The organism is Granulicella paludicola (assembly GCF_025685545.1).
GTDB lineage: Bacteria > Acidobacteriota > Terriglobia > Terriglobales > Acidobacteriaceae > Granulicella > Granulicella paludicola.
Window position 1 is genome coordinate 470,544 of record NZ_JAGSYC010000024.1, and the last position, 24,371, is coordinate 494,914.

21 protein-coding genes are annotated in these 24,371 nt (G+C 55.1%); 6 read left to right on the top strand and 15 right to left on the bottom strand.

Annotation, left to right across the window (positions count from 1 at the left end):
• Positions 1 to 335: 335 nt before the first annotated feature.
• The 4 genes from OHL14_RS11245 to OHL14_RS11260 all read left to right on the top strand — a co-directional run bounded on the left by OHL14_RS11245 (position 336) and on the right by OHL14_RS11260 (position 6,313).
• Complete coding sequence (locus tag OHL14_RS11245; protein ID WP_263379437.1) at positions 336 to 1,349, top strand: Gfo/Idh/MocA family protein; 1,014 nt, start codon at positions 336 to 338, stop codon at positions 1,347 to 1,349.
• 220 nt (positions 1,350 to 1,569) lie between these two features.
• Positions 1,570 to 1,788, top strand: a complete 219-nt coding sequence (locus OHL14_RS11250; RefSeq protein ID WP_263379438.1) for a sugar phosphate isomerase/epimerase — start codon at positions 1,570 to 1,572, stop codon at positions 1,786 to 1,788.
• A gap of 746 nt (positions 1,789 to 2,534) precedes the next feature.
• The gene (locus tag OHL14_RS11255; protein WP_263379439.1) at positions 2,535 to 3,599 is read left to right on the top strand and encodes a DmsE family decaheme c-type cytochrome; all 1,065 of its coding nucleotides are present in this window, start codon (positions 2,535 to 2,537) and stop codon (positions 3,597 to 3,599) included.
• A 41-nt stretch (positions 3,600 to 3,640) separates the two neighbouring features.
• Positions 3,641 to 6,313 (top strand): hypothetical protein, encoded by a 2,673-nt coding sequence (locus OHL14_RS11260; RefSeq protein ID WP_263379440.1) that lies wholly within the window; start codon positions 3,641 to 3,643, stop codon positions 6,311 to 6,313.
• Positions 6,314 to 6,321: 8 nt separating this feature from the next.
• Here OHL14_RS11260 and hypE read toward each other — a convergent pair whose 3' ends face one another.
• Genes hypE through OHL14_RS11315 form a run of 11 tightly spaced genes read right to left on the bottom strand, consistent with a single transcriptional unit; the run spans position 6,322 to position 17,763 of the window.
• Complete coding sequence (gene hypE / locus OHL14_RS11265; RefSeq protein ID WP_263379441.1) at positions 6,322 to 7,362, bottom strand: hydrogenase expression/formation protein HypE; 1,041 nt, start codon at positions 7,360 to 7,362, stop codon at positions 6,322 to 6,324.
• The gene (hypD, locus tag OHL14_RS11270) at positions 7,322 to 8,452 is read right to left on the bottom strand and encodes a hydrogenase formation protein HypD (RefSeq protein WP_263379442.1); all 1,131 of its coding nucleotides are present in this window, start codon (positions 8,450 to 8,452) and stop codon (positions 7,322 to 7,324) included. Before hypD ends, hypE begins: the two co-directional genes overlap by 41 nt.
• On the bottom strand, positions 8,449 to 8,715 hold the full coding sequence (locus OHL14_RS11275; protein WP_263379443.1) for a HypC/HybG/HupF family hydrogenase formation chaperone: 267 nt from the start codon (positions 8,713 to 8,715) through the stop codon (positions 8,449 to 8,451). The genes hypD and OHL14_RS11275 overlap by 4 nt, the downstream gene beginning before the upstream one ends.
• A gap of 10 nt (positions 8,716 to 8,725) precedes the next feature.
• Positions 8,726 to 10,972, bottom strand: a complete 2,247-nt coding sequence (gene hypF, locus OHL14_RS11280; protein WP_263379444.1) for a carbamoyltransferase HypF — start codon at positions 10,970 to 10,972, stop codon at positions 8,726 to 8,728.
• Positions 10,973 to 11,671 (bottom strand): hydrogenase nickel incorporation protein HypB, encoded by a 699-nt coding sequence (gene hypB, locus OHL14_RS11285; protein WP_263379445.1) that lies wholly within the window; start codon positions 11,669 to 11,671, stop codon positions 10,973 to 10,975.
• Between the two features lie 16 nt (positions 11,672 to 11,687).
• Positions 11,688 to 12,029: a hydrogenase maturation nickel metallochaperone HypA/HybF gene (locus OHL14_RS11290; protein ID WP_263379446.1), complete on the bottom strand. Its 342-nt coding sequence runs from the start codon at positions 12,027 to 12,029 to the stop codon at positions 11,688 to 11,690.
• Positions 12,030 to 12,043: 14 nt separating this feature from the next.
• On the bottom strand, positions 12,044 to 12,592 hold the full coding sequence (locus OHL14_RS11295) for a hydrogenase maturation protease (protein ID WP_263379447.1): 549 nt from the start codon (positions 12,590 to 12,592) through the stop codon (positions 12,044 to 12,046).
• Positions 12,589 to 14,286 carry a nickel-dependent hydrogenase large subunit gene (locus OHL14_RS11300; protein WP_263379448.1) on the bottom strand — a complete coding sequence of 566 codons (1,698 nt, stop codon included), beginning with the start codon at positions 14,284 to 14,286 and terminating at the stop codon, positions 12,589 to 12,591. Before OHL14_RS11300 ends, OHL14_RS11295 begins: the two co-directional genes overlap by 4 nt.
• Positions 14,286 to 15,629 carry an NrfD/PsrC family molybdoenzyme membrane anchor subunit gene (nrfD, locus tag OHL14_RS11305; protein ID WP_263379449.1) on the bottom strand — a complete coding sequence of 448 codons (1,344 nt, stop codon included), beginning with the start codon at positions 15,627 to 15,629 and terminating at the stop codon, positions 14,286 to 14,288. Before nrfD ends, OHL14_RS11300 begins: the two co-directional genes overlap by 1 nt.
• Positions 15,626 to 16,582 carry a hydrogenase 2 operon protein HybA gene (gene hybA / locus OHL14_RS11310; RefSeq protein ID WP_263379450.1) on the bottom strand — a complete coding sequence of 319 codons (957 nt, stop codon included), beginning with the start codon at positions 16,580 to 16,582 and terminating at the stop codon, positions 15,626 to 15,628. Before hybA ends, nrfD begins: the two co-directional genes overlap by 4 nt.
• Positions 16,579 to 17,763, bottom strand: coding sequence for a hydrogenase small subunit (locus tag OHL14_RS11315; RefSeq protein ID WP_263379451.1), 1,185 nt, complete (start codon positions 17,761 to 17,763; stop codon positions 16,579 to 16,581). The genes hybA and OHL14_RS11315 overlap by 4 nt, the downstream gene beginning before the upstream one ends.
• Positions 17,764 to 17,976: 213 nt before the next feature.
• Here OHL14_RS11315 and OHL14_RS11320 point away from each other — a divergent pair, with 213 nt between their 5' ends.
• Both OHL14_RS11320 and OHL14_RS11325 read left to right on the top strand, forming a co-directional pair.
• Positions 17,977 to 18,294, top strand: coding sequence for a c-type cytochrome (locus OHL14_RS11320; protein WP_263379452.1), 318 nt, complete (start codon positions 17,977 to 17,979; stop codon positions 18,292 to 18,294).
• Between the two features lie 115 nt (positions 18,295 to 18,409).
• Positions 18,410 to 19,735: a NapC/NirT family cytochrome c gene (locus OHL14_RS11325; RefSeq protein WP_263379453.1), complete on the top strand. Its 1,326-nt coding sequence runs from the start codon at positions 18,410 to 18,412 to the stop codon at positions 19,733 to 19,735.
• On the opposite strand, the gene adhP is transcribed toward OHL14_RS11325, so the two are convergent.
• The 4 genes from adhP to OHL14_RS11345 form a co-directional block, all read right to left on the bottom strand.
• Positions 19,732 to 20,832, bottom strand: coding sequence for an alcohol dehydrogenase AdhP (adhP, locus tag OHL14_RS11330; RefSeq protein WP_263379454.1), 1,101 nt, complete (start codon positions 20,830 to 20,832; stop codon positions 19,732 to 19,734). The genes OHL14_RS11325 and adhP overlap by 4 nt on opposite strands.
• Before the next feature lie 181 nt (positions 20,833 to 21,013).
• Entirely contained in the window at positions 21,014 to 21,895 is an 882-nt protein-coding gene (locus OHL14_RS11335; RefSeq protein WP_263379455.1) for a nitroreductase family protein, read from the bottom strand.
• Between the two features lie 277 nt (positions 21,896 to 22,172).
• The gene (locus OHL14_RS11340; protein ID WP_263379456.1) at positions 22,173 to 23,501 is read right to left on the bottom strand and encodes a sensor histidine kinase; all 1,329 of its coding nucleotides are present in this window, start codon (positions 23,499 to 23,501) and stop codon (positions 22,173 to 22,175) included.
• 98 nt (positions 23,502 to 23,599) lie between these two features.
• The gene (locus OHL14_RS11345) at positions 23,600 to 24,277 is read right to left on the bottom strand and encodes a response regulator transcription factor (RefSeq protein ID WP_263379457.1); all 678 of its coding nucleotides are present in this window, start codon (positions 24,275 to 24,277) and stop codon (positions 23,600 to 23,602) included.
• Positions 24,278 to 24,371: the final 94 nt, after the last annotated feature.

The window sequence follows — 24,371 nt, forward strand, 5'->3', positions numbered from 1 at the left end:
TCGCGGTGATTTGAGCTTGGCTGTCTCTTTAGCAGGAAAGAGAACTCACGAATCTCGATACCGGTGTCGTACGAGAGATGACACGTTGGAGTAGGGTAACGGAGCATCGTTATCGATGTCCTCGTTTGTCTGAGCCAGGGACGGGTGGCCCCGTTCAACGAGCAAACGTGCAGGAACCACGCGGTCATCGACACGCAGCCTGCCGTTTTAGACCGCATCTCGAATCAGCTGCTTAAACTTCGAATCCGACGCTGCGTCACCCGCTTGAACTGGGATGTCGCTCGACGTGTTGGCATCGAGCCTCATCCCTCCAGCGCCCGCAGTATTATGCCTTCATGAGCAAAAAGCTTCGTTGGGGAGTTCTCAGTACGGCTGCCATCGGGATCAAGAAGGTGATTCCCGCCATGCAGCTATGTCAGTTCTGTTCCGTGACTGCCATCGGCTCGCGCGACTTCGGCAGAGCTCGGGAAGCCGCTGATTCTCTAAGTATTCGTAGCGCTTACGGATCGTATGAGGAGCTGATCGCCGACCCAGAGATCGATGTCATTTACAACCCTCTTCCTAACCAACTTCATATGCCGTGGACCATCAGGGCGGCGGAGGCCGGGAAGCATGTTCTTTGCGAAAAGCCACTAAGCCTCAGCGTCGCGGAAGCACGATCGCTATTGGAAGTGCAAGATCGCACCGGCGTAAAGATCGGCGAGGCTTTCATGATCCGGAGCCACCCACAATGGCTTCGGGTGAGGGAACTTCTGGCGCAAGGCCGCATTGGGGAGCTTCGCAGCATCATGGGATTCTTCAGCTACTTCAATATCGATCCTGCTAACATTCGCAATCAGTTGGACTGCGGAGGTGGCGGCCTCATGGATATCGGCTGCTATCTGATCCACGCTTCTCGTTACGCCTTCGAACAGGAACCGACCCGTGTCGTTGCATGTATGGAGCGTGATCGACAGATGCATACGGATCGACTCACATCGTCCATTCTGGAATTTCCCGGCGGACAGTCTATCTTCACCTGTAGCACCCAAGTGGTGCCTTATCAGCGGGTGCAGTTCTTTGGCACGAAGGGACGTATTGAAATTGAGATACCCTTCAACGCACCACCTGATCGGCCAACACGAATCTTTGTCGACGACGGGAGGGATATCTTCTGTACGGGCGCAGCGACAGAGACCTTTCCCCTCTGCGATCAGTACACGTTGCAAGGCGATGCATTTTCGCGATCGATCATTGAAAACACCGAGGTGCCTGTCACATTGGAAGACGGAATTCGGAATATGGCTGTCATCGAAGCCATCTTCGCTTCAGCAGCAACGGGTAGGTGGGAGACGCCTTTGAAGGGCTGAAATGGAGTACCTGCGCAACTGCCCCTCGAGTCCCGCGTCCACCATTCTGAGTTGTTGACGAGTGTAGCGATGAAGACGGTCGCCGTGCATCCGGCTTACGATGCCCTATTTTATGTTTGCGCCTAAGGTCGTGCAGGGAACTCCAGTGGCACGCCAGGCATGGCATTAGAGCAGCTTGGGTTTGCGGCGAAGGAGTCCAAAAACCTCAGACTAAAGGTGCATGCCAAGTTTTTCTGGCGCACTGGCGTGGCCTTACATGTATCCCCGGCCGCAACGTCCTGCCGGGCTCGTGGAGACTGCGTTTGCTGAGCTGGCGAAGCGCTGGCGGCCCATCCTCGACGTCTTTGATCGGAATGATGTTGATCTCTGCTACGAAGTTCATCCAGGCGAAGACCTGCACGAAGGCGCCACTTTTGAGTGGTTTTTGGCTGGTCGATGAACACCCGCGATGCAATTTGCTCTACGATCCGAGCCACTTTATTTTGCAGCAGCTCAACTACCGGAACCTCTTGCTTTCCTCTTCAACCTTTGCCGCCTGACAACCCACGGAAGCCGAGGTCCTTGTGCCAACACAGGAAAGCTTGTGTGATGAAGTCGTGGAGCTTTACCTGAAAGTTTCCTGACGTCAAGGGAGCGCCGACGTTTGCTCTTCGAGGCGTAGAGTGCATCCACCTCAACCCGTGCGATCTCGGCATATTCACAGGCCTCGGCTCACCAATCATCGCCGAGGTGGGACCGCGTAAGCGTGAGCGGGGGCAGCCTGGAACCGGGAGCCCATGCGTAGATGGCAAGTTTCATAAGACCGACATGTACACACTGACTGAGTAATTGAGAATCTAAGAAAGGACACTCCCTATGTCCCGCGCGTGTCGACCGTGGGAAGCGTCGAGCGAGTTGATCTCACTGGCGTTTGGTACTGGTCGACTCCGCATCTGTAGCTCTCATCCACCTGCACATTGCGCGTCCAGTCTTATCGGCAGAACGGTCCCAATTCATCGCGCGCGCCTTCGTATTCCGGTAGACAAGTTCAAAGAGCCTTCTCGTGAGAGAGCAATACGACACAGCCTCATCTTTCACTCTCGCCCATACTCGCTGAAGGCGTCCTTACCACGTAGCTCTTAGTTAGCGTTCTAAAGGCGCTGACTGGCCGAATGTGTTGGTCTGTATAGCTCTTGAGGAGAATAGATGCGGCGTCCGCTTCTGGTGCTTGTGCTGTGCACATCGCTTTGCTGTTTGGGTTGGCCGGGAATGGCGACTGCCGCGCCCCAGGCTTCGGCAGGTGTGAGCCAGCCTGCTGCGACCGAAACCTCCTCAGCGTTTGCCGGCTCCGAGACTTGTGCTTTGTGCCATGCGGACATCGCCAAAAAATTCTCTTCGAATCCGCATTCTGAATTGGCGCTAATGCATGGCGGCAAAGGCGTCACCTGCGAGAGTTGCCACGGGCCTGGGCAAGCCCACGTTGCATCCGGTGGAGATCCAACCAAGATTCTGCAGCTAAGCAAGATGTCGGCAAACCAGATCGACAAGACTTGTCTCGGTTGCCATGCAGGTGCTCATCCGAACTTTCTACGTTCGGACCATGGCAAGGCCGGTGTTGGGTGTACTAGTTGCCATAGCATTCACGGCGTGGCCGCTGCGGCGATTCCGTCGGCTATCGTTCTATCTGCTGCCGCGCCTGACAAGAAGTCACGGTTGGCCAGCCGCTTGTTCAGCGTGATGAAGCCGGATGCAACCACTGGGGACCCGTTGCATTGGGCCGCAGCTTCAGCCGAAATGCCCGGGCAGAATCCAAACCTGCTCAAGGCCCCGCAGCCACAGCTCTGTTTCAGCTGCCACAGTGATATCAAGCCTGCTTTCAGTCAGCCGTTCCATCACAAAGTCAACGAGGGGCTGGTGAAGTGTTCCGACTGTCACGATCCTCACGGGACATTTGGCAACAATCAACTGCGCTCGACTGCTGACCAGAACATGATCTGCACAAAGTGCCATACGGAGACGCGTGGACCCTTTGTCTTCGAACATGCAGCGGTGAAGTCTGAAGGCTGTGTCGGCTGCCATTCACCGCATGGTTCGCAGAACGCGCGATTGCTGAACGTTCCGAATATCAACCAGCTTTGTAACCAGTGCCATAGCCCGGTTGCGATGGGCACTGTTCACGGGATGGGTGCCGGGTCAGCGGAAGTCCAGCAGTGCATCAGCTGCCACACAATGATTCACGGCTCAAACGTCAATCCTGCATTCATCCGATGACGGTCGAATCGTACGACCGGGTCGCTCCGAGGAACAGCTTGGTGCGCAGAATAGACATTGCTTCATGGCAGACGAGGCTTGAGATGACGACGTTCAGCTGCATCACCCGGTGGCACAACAACCAGACTTTCCTCTCCGAAGCCAGCAGGATTGTGCGCGTCATTCTGATTGGAGCACTGCTGCTGACTGCAGGAAGGATCGTCGCGCAGGGGACTGCCATCACTGTAACTTCCGCTGTGCCTGATGCACCTGCATCGTCTGCTCTGCCAGAGGCACCCGTAGCCGAACCGCCAGCGACTTCAGGGCAGGAACAGATGAGCCGCTATGTAATTCGGCAGACGGCCGATATAGGTGGTCGTATCGTTGGAGTTTCCGGTAGCGGCGCGATGTATGACACTCTGGTCAATCTGCATTCGGGTCCTCGCGTCCTGGGCCAAACGTATACGATGCACGCGCTCCCAGACGCGAAACCTCTCCTCCTGGATTCTCTGTCGGCCTTTGGTAACGGCTTTGGTGGGGACCCCATCAATTTTGCGAGACTCTCTTTCTTTAAGGGTAAGCTTTACGAGTTCACAGGAACCTTCCGTCGCGACCGGCAGTACTTTGACTACGACCTTTTAGGCAATCCCAGTATCCCGCTGGGTATCTCTACCCCGTACGGCATGGTTGCAGGCCAGCCGACAGCAGCGTCGCTGTCTCATCAACAGCTCACGCAATCGCCTGTGATGTTCAACACCGTGCGTAGGATGACAGACACTTCGCTGACTCTCCTGCCGCTCTCCAATATCTCTTTCCGCGCGGGCTACTCGCAGAACATCTTTCAGGGGCCCAGTTTGAGTCCTGGTTATTTGATAGGTGCCTCCGATCAGCTGCTTCGTGAGTATCAACGTAACAGCAGCGACGATTTCTTAGCCTCGATGACGTGGAAGCCGCTGGCCCTGACCAGCATCACGTTCGAAGAACAGATAGACCACTACAAGGCAGATTCCTATTTCACGCTTGCACCGGGCCAATTGAATGTTCAGGAGGCAGATGGTACGCCCGCCGCGACGGGCAACTGGGATGCGACGGCTGCACCGTATTCCATCGCTTCATGCAACACTTCGAGCATGGGCAGCGCGTATACCAACGCTACCAATTACACAATTTTTTCTGCTCCCCAGACCGCTGGTGGCCGACCGATCGTCAATCCCGCCTGCAACGTCACTACAAATTACCTGCGCGCGCAACCAACCCGGGCTATTTATCCCACAGAGATGCTGCGCTTTCAAAGTTCTAGAATGAGAGGTCTGGCTGTCAATGGCGACCTGCGATACACAAGGGCAAACAGCAGCCTCGCCAATTACTATGAGGCCTTCCAGGGGCTCGATGGAGCCATCCGGAATTACAGCCTGACCGGAAACGCGAAGGTGCAGCGGCGCGTAGTGAGCTCTGATCTGGGTGTTACGTGGCAGAGCTCGAAAACGATTTCAGTTTCGGACCAGCTCGATTTCTCCAACGTTCGTCAGCCCGGCAGCGCAAATATTACAACGGGAGTGACTCACAATGCTCCTACCACTCCCGGCAACGAAACAATTAGCTATGTGGGCCCACTCGCGGCGGGAACGGCCTACAGCATCGAAGGCAATCCTGCTGGCGTGCCACTCTATGGTTACTTTGGCCAGAGGTTTCTAACCAACAATGCAACCGTAACCTGGGACGCATCGCCGAAGACATCGTTGACCTTCACGTATCGTTACAGGACGCACAGCATCGTGCAAACCGCAGGAACAGGCGCTTCCAGTGTCCTTGTCACGATTCATGAAAATGGGGGAATCTTCAATGTGGCACTTCATCCGACCACTCAATGGAGGATCAATGGCACAGCGGAGATGCTCTACGACGATAACGCTCTGACGCCTATCGGCCCAAGGCAGACGAAACACTACAGAATTCATACACTCTACAAACTTAGGCCATGGGCGACGTTATCGGGCGCACTCAACGATCTCGAACGCCATAACAATACCTTCAATACCGGCGTAACCCCGATCGACGGGCCGCTGCAGCATGTTGACCATACTCGTAATGTCGGCGTCGGTGTAATCGTGGCACCGAACGAGCACTACGGGTTCGATGTGAACTACGACTACTCGGACATTTATATATCGACGAACGTCTGCTACCTGAACGGCGCTACCTCTACGCTTCCCGGAACTGCGTCAACGACCAGCAGCGGATCTCCCAATCTCTGTCCGGGTGTCTTTTCACGGGGATCGACTACGGTGCTGTCAGACTGGGGACCAACCCGAGACTTCATGGATGCGCCTACGCAGTATGCCTCGGTGGGCTTCGATTTTTCACCGAACAAGAAAATTCGGACGTCCGCGGGATATCGTATCAGCGCGGTGAGCGGGAATCAGTTTTTTGCCAACGCGCAGCAGGTCAACGGTTCTCTGCAGTCGGCATATCAATCTCCTTATTTCAACGTGGCGTGGACGTTACACCCTGGCCTTATATGGAAGGCAAACTACGACTACTTTGGCTATGGCGAAGGTGGCCCTTCGGGAGCTCCTTTCTGCAGCAGCTCAACTTCTTTGACTTCAGTTGTCCTACCTTGCGGATCTTCAGTGCTGCTGGGGCCGACGGGATTGAAAGAGCCGTCCTCAGGCTTGACCGCGCCCAGAAATATGCACGCGAACGTATTGACACTGACGATCCACTACGAGTTCTAACCTAGGCTTCAGCAGATTCTCGGAAGCTGCTCTCCAGACATCATATCGAGTACTCGATTGCCTCCGATGCGACTGCGTACCGTGACGATTCCAGACCGGTGCTCGTGGACAGCCCCAACGTTTACCGCCCCGTTCGATACACTTTGACCACGTAAAACGGTGATTGCCCGTTCGGCATCCGCTTCTGCGACGAAGATTGCAAAGCGGCCCTCGTTCGCAACATATAGCGGATCCAAACCCAGAAGTTCGCAGGCTCCGCGGACGATATCTGAAACAGGGATGAGAGCTTCCTCGACCGTGATTCGGAGGCCCGCTACGGTGGCGATCTCGTTCAAAGCAGAAGATAGGCCACCTCGCGTTAGATCGCGCATGCAGTGAATCTCAATCCCGGCTTCCAGTAGAGCTTCTACAGATGGCCAGAGGGAAGCAGTGTCGCTGCTCACGGGACCCTCGAACTCCAGCCCTGCACGCACGGACAGGATCGCGATTCCGTGATCCCCGAGATTGCCACTGATTATGACCACATCGCCCGCACGGACAGACTCCGGACCGATTACGTTCGGAGCAATCACCCTGCCTATGCCCGTTGTGTTGATAAAGATTCCGTCGCCCTTTCCATTGTCCACGACTTTGGTATCGCCAGTCACGATAGGGACATGGGCAACCAAGGCTGCGTCTCGCATGGAGTTAACCACGCAAACAAGCGTCTCCATTGGAAGTCCTTCTTCCAGGACAAAGCCAGCACTAAGGGCAATCGGCTGCGCACCACACATCGCGAGATCGTTGACCGTGCCGTTGACCGCTAGGTCTCCGATCGTCCCGCCCGGAAAGATGAGCGGATGGACGACGTAAGTGTCAGTCGTCATGGCAAGGCGGCCACCTCCGACATTGAGTAGCGCTCCATCATGATGCGCATGTCGCGCGGTGCTCGCAAATGCGGGAAGGAAAATATCTTCGATCAACTGATTGGTAAGCCTGCCGCCTCCACCGTGGCCCAGCAGGATCCGTTCACTGGTTCTTTGAGGCAAGGGACACGAGAGAATGGACATCTTCTTTCCTTCTTCCAAAGTGAAAATAGGCAGCGCATGCACCTTCTGACGAAACCATAGGTGCTCCAAGGGGGCGGTCTGGCGTACAGCTTGAGGCGAACGCAGGACAGTCATAAGGTTTGCGCAGTCCCTGCAGCACGAGGCCAGCTATGCACTCCGTCGACTCTTTAGCGTCTGCCAGCTGAATGCCGAATTTAAATTCAGCATCCATGCTGCGGTATTGGTCCCGTAGTCGCAAACCACTGTCAGGAATCTCCCCGATGCCACGCCAGGCACGATGTGTTATTTCAAATACCTCCGAGACACGCGCCTGGGCCTGAAGATTGCCAACTTTTTGAACAGCACGCGTGTACTGGTTCTCAACAATCGTAAGACCTTCCTCGAGCTGCGAGATCAGCATCAGTACTCCTTCGAGAAGATCGAGCGGCTCGAACCCCGTTACAACGATGGGTATTCGATATCTCTGAGCGATGTCGACATATTCTTCGTACCCCGTCACCATGCAGGCGTGGCCGGCCGCCAGGAACGCTTGCACCTGGCAGTCTGGTGACGCAAGGACCGCCTTCATTGCCGGCGGCACGAGCACATGCGACACAAGCATGGAGAAATTCGCGAGGTTCTCTTTGGCAGCCTGCCAGACGGCCATGGCATTGGCTGGCGCTGTCGTCTCAAAGCCCACGGCGAAGAACACAGTCTCTCGAGTAGGATTGGCACGAGCTATTTGCAATGCATCCAGAGGGGAATACACAATACGCACGTCAGCGCCCAAGGATTTTGCGTCCAACAAACTTTGTGTGGAACCGGGTACGCGAAGCATGTCGCCGAAGGAACATAGAATGACTAGGGGCAATAGTGCCGTTGCGACAGCTCGATCGATCATTGCAATCGGTGTCACACAGACAGGACAGCCGGGTCCGTGGACTAGAGAGACGAGTGGCGGGAGGAGTTCTTGCAGGCCGCTCTTCACGATGGTGTATGTTTGGCCACCACACACCTCCATGATCGTCCAGGGCCGCGTAGTTTTGCGGCGGATCTCCAGAGCCATGCGCTGGACGGAGTCGTACTGCCTATATTCATCGAGGAATTTCATTGAGTTTGTCCGACCTCTGCTTCTAGGTCCTCGAGCATGTCGAGATCTCGCAAAGCGTCGAAGACACGTTGAGCCTCTTCTTCATTCACTATGGACAACGCAAACCCGACGTGGACCATCACGTACTCGCCGACGCGTGCATCTGGAGTGTAGTCAAGACAAATCTCCTTGCGAATACCTCCGAAATCGACCTTCCCTCGACGCAGTCCCAAGTGCTTGTCGACGACAATCGTGATGATTTTTCCAGGCACAGCTAAGCACATGAGTTCCTCCTTAGTGGATCTTGCCCGCGAGAACAGCTTGGCCGAGCGCTAAACCGCCATCGTTTGTGGGGGCCTGCCGGTGAGAAAAGACTTCGAATCCACGATCCTCAAGCAGTCGCCGGGACCTACGCAAAAGATAAGCATTCTGAAAGACGCCTCCACTGAGCACGACATTGCGAATCTTCGTAGTGCTTGCGACAGCAACAATCCAATTGGCAAGAGCATTGTGAAATTTTGCAGAGATGACACCAGGATGTACACCTGAACCAGTGTCCTTCTGGATGTCTTTCACCAGTGACATCCACTCACCGATACCGCCTCCTTCGGCGATTACATAGGCATCGTCCGTTTGTATCTGACCTATGGAGCTCTCAAGACGCATAGCGGCCAGCCCTTCGAAGAAGTTCTGTCGCCCAACCCCGGTTAGATAAGCCACCCCATCGAAGAGTCTGCCAACGCTTGAAGTCTGGGGAGCATTGATTTCATGTTCTAGCATCGCTGCGAACTCTGGCTTGATTTGCTTCCGAGCGTTCCCCGCGCCGTACGTCGTCCAGAGAAGCCCCGCAGCCGACCGTGAACAATCGTGCATGGCGGCCTCCCCTCCGGGCAATGCGAAAGGCTGAAGTGAGGCGATCCTCACCAGGCAGCCTTGATCTGCAATCAGAAACTCGCCCCCCCAGATCGTTCCATCAAGTCCCAGGCCTGCGCCATCCCATGCCACTCCAAGGTAGGGCTCGGTTACACCGTTCTCAGCAGCGCACGAAGTGACGTGAGCGTGATGATGCTGAACCTTCACTAGAGAAACACTATTGACTGCTGCATACGTTTGAGCCCAAAGGGTAGAAGCATAGTCCGGGTGCAGATCACTGACAATTACTTCAGGCTTAAAGCGATAGAGCTTGCACATATCCTCGATCGTCTTCTCAAAGGCGTCCCTCGTCTCCGGTGAATCAAGATCGCCTATATGTTGACTGAGCCAGACCTGGCGTCCGAATCCGATGGCTATAGTGTTTTTCAGGTGACCGCCGACAGCTAAGACGGGACGCAACTCGTGCGACACCTGGATAGGCAGGGGGGCGTAACCGCGGGCTCGTCGAAGGATCTGTGGTCCGCTCACTAGCCGGACCACAGAGTCGTCGCAGGGGCGTGCAATCGGTCGATCGTGAAGAACGAAGACGTCAGCAATATTTTTCAGACGTTCGAGTGCTTCATCATTCTCGATAGCGATCGGTTCACCCGTGAGGTTTCCACTTGTGGCGACAAGAGGAAAGGGGTGGGCCGCCATCATAAGGTGGTGAAGGGGCGAACTCGGCAGCATCACACCGAGACTCGAAGAGAAAGGAGCGATTCCAGGCGCAAGCCCAGCTGCGGTTGTCGGCTGAAGAAGAACGATAGGGGCAGCTGAGGATCGAAGGACGCTCTCTTCTTCGTCGCTCGCCTCGCAGTAACGGCGAACACATTCCATTGTGGGCATCAGCAAAGCAAACGATTTATGCTCTCTCTGCTTGCGAGCGCGCAGACGGCTAACCGCTGACGGACTGAGCGCGTCCACCAACAACTGAAAACCTCCGATACCCTTAATTGCAACAATGCATCCTCGCTGGAGCGCGTTGGCGACCTCTGCGAGTATGTTGGCAGGTTTAGATCCGGGAGGGCACAACCAGAGCTGTGGTCCGCAATTGCCACAAGCATTTGGTTGCGCGTGAAATCGGCGGTCGTTTATCGAATCATATTCGCGCTGACACGACTGACACATAGCAAAGTTCTGCATCGTGGTGTTTGGACGGTCATAGGGTATGTCTAGGGCAATTGTGTAGCGCGGACCGCATTGCGTGCAGTTCGTGAAGGGGTAAGCAAACCGGCGATTTTGTTGGTCGAAGATTTCGTTCAGACACGACGAGCAGGTTGCAAGATCTGGGAGGATCGCAGCGACTTTGGGCCTTCCTGAGGTTGTCTGCTCGGTACTCGGAAGAATCTCGAAGCCAACACTTCCGGTGGGCGCAACCCGGAACACCTCTTGCATCGTGATCATCACTGCTGTCGGCGCAGAAGTTTCCAGTTGGAGAAGAAATTCCGTGAGCCGTTCTCCGTCACCTTCGATTTCGATCTCCAGGCCGGCATTCGTATTTCTAACCCATCCCGTTAGCCGCATCTTTTCAGCAAGACGATAAACAGTCGGACGAAAACCTGCGCCTTGGACTGCGCCATGAAGAGCGATCCGAAGGCGCTCACTTTTCTGCGCCGGAGAGGTGATCACTTAGAGGCTCACGTTCAGCATGCGGCTGGATGACGCGTGGCTATCAACCGCATACTGAAGCCAATTGATCCAGGGGGGCATACCCTCGCCCGTTCTCGCGGATAAGGCCAGGATGGTGGCATTGGGACTGACCTCCGCGACATTGTTCATAAGCTCCTGCAGGTCAGCGCCGGATGGCTCGGCGAGGTCAACCTTATTAATAAGCACTAGATCTGCTTTATTGAACATTACTGGATATTTCTTCGGTTTCTCCGGACCTTCGGCCACACTACAGACTACGACGCGCAGGCTTTCACCCAAATCGAAGGAGCTTGGGCAGATAAGATTGCCGACATTCTCGATGACTAAGAGGTCAAGGTCACTGATCGGGAAAGACTCGAGCGCACGAGAGATCATGCGGGCGTCAAGATGGCACACAGTCCCAGTTGTGATCTGAAAGGCCCGAACGCCTAAAGCTTCGATTCGTTGAGCGTCCAGATCGGTTTGTAAATCACCTTCAATAACGGCTACTCGAAGCTTCCCTTGCAGCGCACAGATCGTCGCTTCAAGCAATGTTGTTTTACCCGCACCGGGCGCCGACATCAAATTCATCACGAGCAGACCCTCTTTGTGGAAGAGCTCACGATTTGCGAGGGCAGTCTGTTGATTAGCGTTCAGAACATTTGTTTTGACTGAGATCCGCTCGATGACTGGCTCCATGGTTGTCCCTCTTTCTTTAGTCCACTTCGATGTAGTCGATCTGTAACTCTTCGCCTGAAACAATCTGTAGAGGAAAGCCACACTGCCCGCAGATCAGGCAGATACCACGGACAGGCTCGCTAGACTCTTCACAGACAACGCAACGGACAATCATTGGCACTATCTCAATCTCGAGCTGAGCCTCGCTGCATGACGTTCCCTGTTGTGCAATCTCAAACGCGAACTGGAGTGCTTCTGCAACAATCGTCGTGAATGTCCCAAGGCGAAGTTTGACCACTCGAACGGATCGCGCATTCTGACTACGCGCCTTCTCTTCAGCGATTTGTACGATGCTCTCAGCAATGGCGATCTCATGCACCTTGGATCATCTCTTTACATTGCGGTCGCACGTTCAAGACAGCCCATGCGAAACCACCACAAGTCTGGCTCGGTTGGAGAATCCCGCGGAGGACAAGGAATCCCATGTCCCGCCAGCGAAGTCGCAATCATCTCAGCGGCGCGAGAAGCGGTATCTTGAATCAAGAAACTCACCTGTTCACCAAACTCACACGTAATCGGGTTTACTCCGACGATGATCAATTCTTCGGGTGCATGACCTGCCAGTCGAAGGTGCGCTAGAGAGTCCCAAAGCCCTGGATCGTGGCCCGTGATGCGAAGCTTCGCCTTGAGGGAGAGGAAGTCTTCCTCGTGAAAGATGGAGAGGGTTCCGGGCGAAGCATCAGAATGTACAGCATCGACCACGATGACGATTTTCTTATCGTAGAGGTAGGGCGCAAGGTCGAGACCAGGCGTTCCAAGGTCGAGAACCTCAACGCTCGCTGGGTATTCATACTCGCAACGAAACGTCTCAATGGCGAGAGGTCCGAAGCCATCATCGCCAAGAAAAACATTGCCTAGGCCAATCACGCAGAGAGGACTCATTGAACTTTCACCTCGGCGATTTCCTTTCCGCTGGTGTCCAGGGTGTGACAGGAGCAGGCCATACACGGATCAAAGGAATGAACAGTACGAAGCACTTCGAGGGGCTTTTCCGCATCGACTACGGGGCTTCCGATGAGAGATGTCTCATAGGGACCGGGCACGCCCTTCTCGTCCCGCGGACTCGCGTTCCAGGTAGTTGGTACGACAGCTTGATAGTTCGTAAAAACACCTTTGTCGATGACAACCCAGTGCGAGAGTGCGCCCCGCGGTGCTTCGTGCATACCCATTCCCATGATCTCGCCAGAAGGGAAGTTAGGGGCGTTATAAGTGGTGTCGTCGCCGTCAAGGATGTTTGTGGTCAAGAGCTCCAGATGTTTCAACGCCAAGTCTGAGAGCATCGCGGACCGGATCGAACGTGCAAGATAACGACCCATCGTCGACTGCAGATCGTTCGGCGTCACTTTCAATCCGTTGACTGCGGCGATGCGTTGGAAGGCGGTGTCGGTCCACCTACGTGTGAGTGCATGACCTGAGGCATATCCAACCAATACGTTTGCAAGCGGGCCCGCCTGCATGGGGCTACCGTTGTAGCGCGGCGCCTTAACCCAGGTGTATTTCGCTTCTTCTTTGAAATCAGTGTAGTCAGGAGTCTGCTCACCCTTATACGGTTGCAGTGGACCACCACCCTGATACCAGGCATGGGTGGAGTCTTCGGTCACAGCCTTGCGAAACTCTGCGTCCTGCCAGTTGACGATCGGTCTCACACGGCTTAGATCGCCGCCCATGATCACGCCGCCTGGCAGATCAAACTTGGTTGCCTTGGCATCGAGCGGCAGATCGGGCACGGCAAGATAATTCGCCACTCCACGCCCGAGGTGCAGATACTCCGGGTAGTAGGCTGCGAGAAGGCATGTGTCGGCTAGAAAGACCTGTTGGACGAAGGGAATCAGGTCCTCGAGAATGGACTTCAACATGCCCAGCCGATCCATATTCATAGTGGCAAGGCTGTTCAAGTTGATTGCGTTCATAACGCCACCAACAGCAAGATTTTGAATGTGCGGTGTTTTCCCTCCAAGGATTGCGACCACTTGGCAGGACTTGCGCTGAAAGTCCAGAGCCTGTAGATAATGTGAAAACAGAATTAGATTTACTTCAGGGCTCAATTTCATCGCTGGGTGTCCCCAATAGCCATGCGAGAAAATACCTAACTGCCCACTTGCGATCAATCCCTTAACCTTTGATTGCACAGCTGCAAGTTCCTGTCGCGAATTGCCCGTCCATGAACTTGAACCTTCTGCTATCGAGGCCGCTTTGGCAGGGTCAGCCTTGGGTATCTGAAGGATGTCGACAAAGTCGAGTGCAGATAGATGGTAGAAGTGGACAATATGATCATGCAGCGCATGGCCTATCAGGATCAGGTTGCGAATATATTGAGCGTTCGTTGGAATTTCGAGTGAAAGAGCATCCTCCACCGCCCGCACCGAGGCGACCGCATGAACCGTCGTACAGACACCACAAAATCGCTGTGCAAAGACCCAGCCTTCCCTTGCATCACGTCCTCGCAAGATAGTTTCGAGGCCGCGCCACATGGTGCAGCTTGCCCATGCTTTATTTACTATGCCGCCTTCCACCTCGACATCGACGCGCAGATGTCCTTCGATGCGGGTAACGGGGTCGATCGTAATACGGGCCATCAAGCTCCTCTTTCTAACGGTTTGCTCAGGGATGTTGTCGGAGCTGCAGTGGCGGTGTGCCAGCCGAAGGGTCGGAAGCTGTGGTCCCAGGTGCTGGACTCCCCAGGCAGCACCGCGAAGTAGTTGATCGCGAAGACAAAGGCCACAATCCCTAGCGAGATGTATCCGCCTGCCATGAGCAACTCAGGAACGGAAGGGAAGTAACTGGTACTGCGCATAGGTGCATAGGCGATGGACGTGGGAATAAAGCGATACAGCATCCCCCCGAGGCAAGCGAGAGCTGACATATTCAGCAGAACTCGCGGTGTCCGGCGAGCTCGCCTGAAACGGAATACAACTGCAGGCACCAGGATGAGTGAAGTCTCGAGCAGAAAGAGAATGCTCATCTTGTTGAAGGCAAAAGCCGCATGAAGCTGGCCTCGCAAGGTGAGGTCAACCGCACGCACCAACAAAAAGAAAAAGCACATCCCAGATAGGAGATTCGCGAGCTCTGACAGCACATCCCCGTCCAACTTGCGCGAGTACCGCAGGCAAACAATGAGCAGCAAGAAGAGGGTGAAAGCAAAGCCGCAAAGAGCAGCGGCTATCAGGTACAGCCACGGCATGGCGGGTGACTGCCAGAGTGGGTCGATCTTATCCCCAGCTAGGAGCAAAAGACCTCCAAGCGAAGACTGATGCATAAGAGGGATGACATACGCTCCAATAATCACAAAGGGATAAGCCTTGCGTATGCGCGGCGAAATGTGGCGCAGGAACGCCCGGGCCTTTTCGTTTCCCGTGTAATAGAGCCGTTCGAGGAAAAGCGGCAAAATCTCGAACGAGAGAAAGAGAGCACAATAGAGCGGCATGCAGATGGATATTTCGAGCATGGCCGACTCGCTGTTCCACCGCCAGGGCATCAGCGCACTATAGAAGTTCCAGGGGCGGCCTACATCGAAACCCAGAGCGATGAGACCCGTTGCATAGAAGAGGAAGCCAGAAACGAGCGCCGTGCGCATGACGACATGCAGTTTCTGTCGGTTGAAAACCCACGCTGCCATTCCGAGTGCCAGAGGCCCAGAGCCAAGCGCGGTGAGCGTCATCACATTAAATGTCTTCCAAATCCCCCAGGCATAGACAGAGTTCATCGCGGAGAAAGGTCCAAGCGGTGACACCAGCCGCATACCGGCAAGCACTAGACCGAGCGAAGCCAGCATCATCAAGAGCACCAGAAGAGGTGTCAGCACTGGTCCAACTGTGACAGGTACACCGGATTGCCAGTGGTTGATGAGCGTGGCTCCTCGCTCATCCGAACTTGCGGGAGTCGTAGTCTCGACTGGGTTTGGAATCGAAGGGAAGCTCATAGCTGATCCGGAAATCCTGTCTTCTTCTCGTGATCCAGGCGTTCCAACTCGTGCCGCCGCCAATTGCGTCGGATCGCAAAGCCAAGGACCCCAGCCATCAGGATCGGCCCTCCGAGCCACTTGTAGATGACTGACGTTACCTTGGTTGCGTAATGTCCTAAGGACGCATTGCCAAGTTTCGGCAAGCCTATCTTCTGGAACGACACACTTGAGAGATAAAGCACCTGGGTGCCACCGGCCTCGTGCTCACCGTAAACACGATTTTCGTAATATTTGTCAGGCGTTGCAGCTATGCGGTCCTTCGCCTGAACCAGCAGGACGTCGCGCTTGCCGAAGATGACTGCGCCGGTTGGACAAGCAGCGGTGCAGGCTGGTTGCAGATCTTCCTTAAGGCGCTGGTCATAGCAGAACTCGCATTTCACGATCTTCGGGTTTAACGCTTTCCACTCGAATTGAGGTACTTCGAACGGACACGCAACCTCACAGTAGCGGCAACCGATGCAGAGAGAGCTGTTCCAGGTGACTGCGCCGAAGTCAACCTTCTTGAGCGAACCAAAAGGGCAGCCCGTCACACAGGCCGGATCAAGGCAATGCATGCATTGCTTCTTGACGAACGCAAATTCATCCGACTTCGGATCCTGGTAGAGCTCGATGATGTTCTTAGTCTGCGCATTGAGACCTGTCGGCATGTCCCAGATTCCGCCAGAGAGCTGCGTATCCGCTGGCAAATTGTTTGCTTCATTACATGCCGGCATACAGGCCTTGCAGCCGGTACAGATTGTACTGTCATAGAGCATGGCGACGGCATCCGGGGAGGCAACAGGAAATTCAGGATGCTCTTCAACGGAAGCCTCTGCAGACATCGGCAAGACCGCACTTGCGACACTTCCGCCAATCCCGAGCATGGCCTTGAATGCTTGGCGTCGCGTAATGGGAACTGTGAGAATATTCACGCGCCCAGGTCCTTGTCGGTATGTCGTCCCGGCGCGTTGTCATCGTCTTGTCTCTTCGAAAACTGCCGTGAGGCAACGTACCCGCCTGTGACGAGGGCACCGACGCCAAGGCCAACCAGGCCAGTTGCGAGCGGGCTTACCGTTCCTCGAGTTGTCGTGATCGGAGCGAAGCTAGTCGGCGGAGCCGCAATGGTGTGAAGTTGCACCACCTGAAACATCGGAACCTTGAACGCAATCGCCTTCTCCGTGCATCCGATGCAGGGAGCCCCAATCCCAATCGGCCAAACATCCGGGATCTCATTGAAGTGGCGAGTTGAGCAGCCTGCGTGTGTGTCGGGTCCCTTGCAGCCCATCTCATAAAGACACCAGCCTTCGCGATGCCCATCGTCTCCATAGACCTTCACAAAATTGCCGGCGTCGAAGTGAGCTCGGCGAGGACAGTGCTCGTGTATGTCGCGATCGAATGCGAACTTCGGTCGTCGCTGCTCGTCCGTCTCAGGGAACGTCCCATCTGCAGCGTATTGCAGGATCACGCCCAGCATGGTGTAAGGATTTGGCGGGCATCCGGGAATATTGATGATTGAGTGATCCGGCAATAGATCGGCAACCCCGACCGCGCCGGTAGGATCCGGATCTGCGGAAGGTATACCACCCCAGGATGCACAGGAGCCGATTGCGATGATGGCTGCGGCTTTGGACCCGACATCGGCAAGCACCTCCATCGCAGTACGTCCGCCGGTCTTCATGTATGTTCCATGAGCGCCCGTCGGAATCGAACCTTCGACCACAACGATGTATTTGCCCGCGTACTTTTGCATGGCCTCGTCGAGTGCTTGCTTAGCCTGCAGACCTGAGCCCGCCATCAGTGTTTCGTGGTATTCGAGTGAGATGACGTTGAGGATCAAATCGGCGAAGCCCGGATGTGACGTCTGCAATAGAGACTCCGTGCAGCCCGTGCAGTCTTGGAAATGTAGCCAGATGACGGGTGGTCGAACAACCTTCCCTAATACTGCAGCGACAGCCTCGGGGCTCGCTTTGTCGGTTAGCGCCAGGCCGTAGGGCGCGGCGACCATCAGACTCGTACAAAAGACAAGAAACGACCTGCGGCTGATACGGCACTGCTTCAGACGTTCATCTATCGTCTCAAGCTTTGCCGCAGATTGCACCAGAGCACCGAGCATTTCGCCGCCTTTTCTCGTGCATGAGGCTCTAGGCTACCCCGACGCTCTACAACTCAACTGTGTCCTATTGCTCACTCTCCGGATCTCTCGCAACACGGTAGACAGTGTGCAATATTACACAGTCTGGTAAACCGAGCTCGACCATACTCCGAAAGGGATGAGTTCTAACCAGCAGTCATATCTGCCATGCAAACTCTCTCGAAGGAGCTTCCCGTGATTCGTCAATTCGCAATAGCAGTGATGCTCAGCGCATTCGCTTTTATCGCAACGCCCGCACACTCTCAGGCCGGAGCCGCCACCTACAAGGCAAAATGCATGATGTGTCATGCCGCCGATGGCTCAGGTAACACCCCGGCGGGCAAGTCGATGGCGGCTATCCCCTTTAGCTCCCCCGCAATCCTTCGGGCATCCGACGCAGATCTCATCGCAGCTACCACCAACGGCAAAGGCAAGATGCCGGCTTATAAGAGTCAGCTGACCGCACCCCAGATCGCCGGGGCTATCGCATACATACATACACTGCAAAAATAGGTGAGGTTCGATGCCGAGTGCAGGATCGTTCCGCGAGAGCTGGCTCCGTCCCTTCTTCTTCTACGGAAACAACTGGCTGAGCCTGATCGGTGGGGGTATTACAACCGCCTCCGCAATGGTGCTGGTCGGCTTCTGGGTGGTGGCTGTCTTTGGCCATGGCGGATCATCGAATCCATACCTGGGAATACTCTTCGATCTTCTCCTCCCAGGAGTATTCATTCTGGGCCTGATCCTGATTCTTGTTGGGATTCTTCTAAGGCGGAGTTTCCTTCTTTCTACAGATCAGGTTCCTTCATTTTTCCCCGAAGTCAGCATTCATGATCCTGTCTTCAGGCACGGACTCGACATCGCCGTAGCCGCGACCTTTATCAACTTCATCATCGTCGGTATCTGTTGCTATCGTGGCGTCGCCTACATGGACACGGTGTCGTTCTGCGGGAACACCTGCCACGTCATGGCACCAGAAAATGCCGCGTACCACGTCTCATCGCATGCAGGTGTCGCCTGCACTGAGTGTCATGTTGCGCCAGGAACCGCTGGCTATATTCACGCCAAGGTCAACGGCACCAAGCAGCTTTTCATGGTCCTGGTGGATCACTACCCCAGGCCGATCATGGCGAACCACAAAGTGCCTGTGGCGAGCTCAACATGTCTCAACTGCCACAATGCGAATGCAGAGTTGGGAGACAAACTTGTTGTGACCCAGTCTTTTGCCGATGACGCGGTAAATACTCAGACCTCCAGCGTGACCGTCCTCCACGTTGGTGGAAAAGATGCGCTGGGTCATCTCAGCGGCATCCACGGCGCCCATCTGGGCAAGATCGAATACGTCTCCACGGATAATGAAGATCAGAATATCCCGTGGGTCCGCAAGACCAATTCTGACGGGTCCACGACGGAATTTGTCGTTGCTGGCGCACCAACACCTAACACCGCGAGCCCGCGGCTCATGGATTGCATTGGCTGTCACAATCGCGCGGCCCACTCCTTCGATACAGCTGAAGGCGCTCTCAACAAGATGATGGCGCAGGGAAGTCCAAGCTCATCTTTGCCATTCCTTCACAAAGAAGGGCTACTCCTCTTGAATGGAAAATATGTATCCCAAAGCGAAGCGAAGGCGCGTATCGCCTCCAGCCTCGTCACTTTCTATCGCTCACAGTATCCGTCCGTTTGGAATCAGCAGCGACCGGCCGTTCAAACTTCGGCCGATACTCTCGTCAAGATCTATATGAGCAATGTGTTCCCCGCGATGAATGTTCGCTGGGGTACGCATCCCAATAACATTGGTCACACCGATTCGCTCGGCTGTTTTCGTTGTCATGACGGAAACCACACGAGTACGGCTGGGAAGACGATCACGAACGACTGCTCCATTTGCCACAACCTGGTGGTATCAAACGAAGCGCACCCCAAAGTGCTGACCGATCTCGGTATGAATTAGTCGAAGGTAAGCACAACCCGCGCAGCTACATCCCCATGCTCGAGACGCTTGAAGATATTGTTGATCTCGGACAGCGGTTGGAGTTCAATATCCGCTTTGACCTTGCCTTTCGCGGCAAAGTCTAGCGCTTCAGCCATGTCCGCGCGAGTCCCAACAAAAGATCCGCGAATCGTGATGCAGTTCGCGACGACATCGAATAGCGGCACGGGGAAGTCTCCTGGCGGCAGCCCCACGAGCGCACAAGTGCCGCGTCTGCGCGTCATCCCAATCCCTTGCTTAAATGCGATTAGCGAAGGTGCAGTAATTAACACGCCATGCGCTCCGCCGCCAGTCTCCCTCTTTAATTCGATAGCCGGATCGCTTTCCTTCGCATTGAAAACCAGGTCTGCACCAAGTGTTTTTGCTAGTGCCAGTTTTTGATCATCGATGTCCACCGCACACACCAGCAAACCCATCGCCTTCGCATATTGGATGGCAAGGTGACCGAGACCGCCACAACCGGATATTGCGATCCACTGCCCGGGCTTCGCTTGTGTCTCCTTTATGCCCTTGTAGGTGGTGATGCCGGCACAGATGAGCGGTGCAACTTGCGTTGGCGAGAGCCCTTTGGGAATGTGGGCGACATAGTTCGGGTCGGCAAGGATGTATTCTGCGAAACCACCGTTGACGGAGTATCCCCCGAAGCGTGCTTCTGGGCAGACAGTCTCCCATGCGCTGAGGCAGTACTCACAGTGCCCGCAAGCCGAATAGAGCCAGGGAACGCCTACGCGATCGCCTTCCTTGACGAGTGTGACTCCAGGACCGACCTCGCAAATAATACCGACCGCCTCATGACCCGGAATGAACGGAGGCCTAGGTTTCAATGGCCAGTCACCATTCGCGGCGTGAAGGTCTGTATGGCAGACTCCGCAGGCTTCCGTCTTGACGACAATCTGCCCAGCCCCAGCTGTAGGTATTTCCCACTCCCGCAAGACAAGTGGCTTTCCAAATGCCTCAACGACCGCTGCGTTCATCTGCTTCCTCTTAGGCTTTGACACCAAAAGCGCATTTGCGCTCATTCGAAGCGCTGAAGCTTTTTCAGAGAAGGGTTCACTCATCTGCAGTTCCTCATTTCGAAATCATAACGACTTGGGTAGAGCGTCTCTGTCCCAGCCGTCTTCACTTTGGCCGTGCGTTCAATATCATTCTGGATAGATTGTGGGCACGCTTCCGATATCAAGCTGAGTTGTCTTGCTCTATCGTGCTCGCACCTGGATCCAGCAACCTTCATTTCGATAGTTACTCCACCGTCAGTGATTTGGCTTGACGTCTATCTTTAGGAACTTCCTCTAACTCGCCAATCCAACCCAGATCTTTTCCACCGAACATGTTGTGATGAACGAAATCTCTCAGATCCCGTCTGACGCGAACACCTTCGACTGCAGGCTCTACGGGGTAGCCCAGGCCGCAGGCAAACGCAATCTTCATCGGCGGCGCAATCTTCAGGATTCGTGCCACCTCAACCTCTACGCGGCTATCGCTAAATACGGTCAATACATGCATACCGAGAGCAAGTGACTCCGCCATCAGCCACATATTCTCCATCACGCATCCGAGCCCCATGAGACCGAGGGTGTCGCCCTCCGAACCAGGTGCGCGTGTTCCGGCATCGTATAGCACAATGAGCAAGAGACTAGGTTGCAGGAATGATTTGCCTAAATAAGTCAGCTGCGACCGATACTCAGACTCAGGATTCCAGGCCTCCGGATCAACCCAGGCGCGAGGATAAAGGGAGGCCATGGTTCCGATCTTTCTCTCGCGCAACTCCGCTTCGCTCGTCGATAGCAGGGCATAGTTTTCTTTGAGATAAGCCTCAGACATTTCAGCTGGGAGCTGCTCGATCGAGGCCAGCGTTATTGCGTCGTCAACGACAATAATCTCGAAGTTCTGCATGTTATTAGGTGTTGGAGCCCATCGAGCAGCTTCAAGTACCTTTGCCAGGTTCGCGCCCGAAATTCTTCGCTCAGGATTGAACATGCCTCTACTTGAATGTCGTCTCCGGATCAAAGCTAGTAGTGGACCACTCTCTGTGCTCAGTACTTGATCATTCACCGTCTTCTTCGCTTCTGTTTTCACGCTGGGCCTCGCGATGATCGTCCGTGCATATTTAGACCTTTTCATGAATGGCTGCCAATCAGCAGGTCACTATGGCTCATCGTCTTTTTGGGGCCTCTTGTTTGCATACTCCCGCTGCGCAGGCGATGGATGATTTGGCAATGGCGCCAATTCTTCCTGAAAGCCAGGATGTTACCGACCACCCGAATGGGCAACTGAAGGCTGCCCGTGACGTTGCGCGTATCTCGTAATACGCCACGTCATGATGGCTCAAGTGACCTTCGTGACCTGACAACTATGAGGTGCCGCAGTCGCATTTTTTGCAGACTGGAATACGCTCTCCCTAACCGACCAACGGCCGCGGGCTAGTGTTTTGAGTGCTCCGCGGGAAATGCACCGTGAGGGAAGTGCCTCGTGCCACTGCGCTCCTGACAGAGATTTGAGCTTCGTGTGCGTTCGCGATCCACTTGGCAATTGCCAGACCGAGTCCGCTTCCCTCCACAACGCAACGTGACGGATCTGCCCGATAAAAACGATTGAAGATAAAGGGAACTTCTGCTTCGGATATGCCAATCCCGTCATCGCAGACCGCCAGGGCCAGCTGACCATCCACGAGGTGCAGGGTTATGTCGATCATGCCTTTTGGCTTGGAGTATTTGATCGCGTTATCTATCAGGATCCATAGGAGGCGTTTCAGGTAGGCGGCGTCTCCCAGGACGATGTCTTCTAGCTGCTGAGCGTGATTGAATAGCGTGAGACCGCTCTCAGCTACGAGTGGGCGTGCCATGTCGCAAACCTCTTCGGCGAGGGCGGTAAGGCTCACGGGCACGCGAGTCAGAGTCTGTGGCAGGGAGTCCGCGCGCGCGAGTGAGAGCATGTCTTCGAGCAGCACTGTCGCCTTGGCCACCTCTTCGACTATATCCTCCAGAGCCTGACGGCTCTCTGGATCGGTTCTGGGATTGCGAAGTGCGATTTCGGCCACGGTGCGCGTGAAGGAGAGAGGGCCGCGGAGTTCATGCGATGCATCCGCGGTGAAGCGTTTGATTTGATTTACTGAAGATTCGAGCCGGTCCAGCATGGCATTGCATGTCTCGGCGAGGCGCTGAAGTTCATCGCCTGTGGGGGAGACAGGAATGCGCTCAGAGATGTTGCCGATGCTGATAGAGCGCGCGGTCTCAGCAATGGCCCCGACGGGCTTGAGAGCGCGACGGCTCACCCAATAGCCGCTTCCTGATGAAATCAGCAGCAGCAGAGGGCATGCGGCGAGTAAGCCCCAAAGGAAGCTGTTCATGACGAGCACGTTGCCGGCATCCGGTGCGGCCGCCATCAGTATGTAGTGTTGGTCATTCAAGTCAAATGGCTTTGCTAAGACCCAGAAGCTTTGCCCTGCTGATGAAACAGACACAAACGAGGCCAAAGAATCTTGCGTGACTCGAGGCCAACAAAAACTCTGCGCTGCTGCCGAGGGGGAAGAGAACGCTTGTGTTCCGTCCCTGTGGAAGGCTTCCATCAGACCGTTGCCTGTCGCGTGTGCGAAGTCCGCAAAATCCTGGTCGCGGTCAGAGGGGGCAGCTGCCTGGTCGCGCGTGAGTACCTCTTCGAGTCGGTCTAAGCGTCGGACTAATGTCTGACGGCGTTCACTCGTCAACGTGGAGCGCAGGTTTGCCCACATGCTGATGCCGAAGAGGATAAAACCCGCAAAAAATACGCTGCCGAACCATAGCGTAAGGCGAAGCGAGATGGACGCACGATTCTGTAGCATAAGCATCTTCAGGGTTGCTCGCTGCGCAGCGTATATCCCACGCCTCGGACGGTATGTAGCAGGGAACCCTCCGAGGGAATGCTGATCTTGGCCCGCAGCGCACGGATGAACACGTAGAGGCTGTCGAAACTCACATCTGCGCCCGGCCCCCAACCCTCGTCGATCAGGACATCGTGGGGCACGATCGTTCCGGCGCGTCGAATCAGCACATCGAGCAGAGCACATTCCGTGCGGGTGAGCGCTTCGATCCGCTCGCCCCGCTGCAGCTCGCACAGATGCGTCCGCAGTGTCAGATCCTCGAACTGCACGGTCTGAGGCTCGACGTGAGGGATTCGCCGCTCCGTTGCCCGTACCTTGGCGAGCAGCACATCCAGCACGAATGGCTTTGTGAGGTAGTCGTCCGCACCCGCGTCGAGTCCGTAGATGATGTCTTCCATGGAGTCCCGTGCAGAGACGAGGATCGTCTGAGTGCGCAGCCGCTCTTCGCGAAGAGAGCGGATCACCGTGAAGCCGTCCATCTTCGGGAGCATCACGTCCAGCAGCATCAAATCGTAGACGGCTGTTCGACCGAGTCGCAATGCCTGATCGCCATCATAGGCAACCGACACTGTATGCCCTTCGTTTTCGAGCGCGCGCCCCATGTGGTTTGCTAGGCTGCGCTTGTCTTCTGCGATCAAAATGCGCATTTGATCTCTAAGCCTATGTAGGCAAGATCAATATTCGATGAAATGGGTTTGAGCTTAGTCACTTCCTTAGGTTGTGCTTAGATTCAGCTGCCAC

Coding starts and splice junctions, on each gene's coding strand:
- OHL14_RS11340 (WP_263379456.1), bottom strand. CDS start 23,501: ATGTGGGCAAACCTGCGCTCCACGTTGACGAGTGAACGCCGTCAGACA.
- OHL14_RS11245 (WP_263379437.1), top strand. CDS start 336: ATGAGCAAAAAGCTTCGTTGGGGAGTTCTCAGTACGGCTGCCATCGGG.
- OHL14_RS11300 (WP_263379448.1), bottom strand. CDS start 14,286: ATGGCCCGTATTACGATCGACCCCGTTACCCGCATCGAAGGACATCTG.
- OHL14_RS11315 (WP_263379451.1), bottom strand. CDS start 17,763: ATGCTCGGTGCTCTGGTGCAATCTGCGGCAAAGCTTGAGACGATAGAT.
- OHL14_RS11250 (WP_263379438.1), top strand. CDS start 1,570: ATGCCAAGTTTTTCTGGCGCACTGGCGTGGCCTTACATGTATCCCCGG.
- OHL14_RS11295 (WP_263379447.1), bottom strand. CDS start 12,592: ATGAGTCCTCTCTGCGTGATTGGCCTAGGCAATGTTTTTCTTGGCGAT.
- nrfD (WP_263379449.1), bottom strand. CDS start 15,629: ATGAGCTTCCCTTCGATTCCAAACCCAGTCGAGACTACGACTCCCGCA.
- adhP (WP_263379454.1), bottom strand. CDS start 20,832: ATGAGTGAACCCTTCTCTGAAAAAGCTTCAGCGCTTCGAATGAGCGCA.
- hypB (WP_263379445.1), bottom strand. CDS start 11,671: ATGGAGCCAGTCATCGAGCGGATCTCAGTCAAAACAAATGTTCTGAAC.
- OHL14_RS11275 (WP_263379443.1), bottom strand. CDS start 8,715: ATGTGCTTAGCTGTGCCTGGAAAAATCATCACGATTGTCGTCGACAAG.
- OHL14_RS11325 (WP_263379453.1), top strand. CDS start 18,410: ATGGTGCTGGTCGGCTTCTGGGTGGTGGCTGTCTTTGGCCATGGCGGA.
- OHL14_RS11335 (WP_263379455.1), bottom strand. CDS start 21,895: ATGAAAAGGTCTAAATATGCACGGACGATCATCGCGAGGCCCAGCGTG.
- OHL14_RS11345 (WP_263379457.1), bottom strand. CDS start 24,277: ATGCGCATTTTGATCGCAGAAGACAAGCGCAGCCTAGCAAACCACATG.
- hypE (WP_263379441.1), bottom strand. CDS start 7,362: ATGTCCATTCTCTCGTGTCCCTTGCCTCAAAGAACCAGTGAACGGATC.
- OHL14_RS11255 (WP_263379439.1), top strand. CDS start 2,535: ATGCGGCGTCCGCTTCTGGTGCTTGTGCTGTGCACATCGCTTTGCTGT.
- hypD (WP_263379442.1), bottom strand. CDS start 8,452: ATGAAATTCCTCGATGAATATAGGCAGTACGACTCCGTCCAGCGCATG.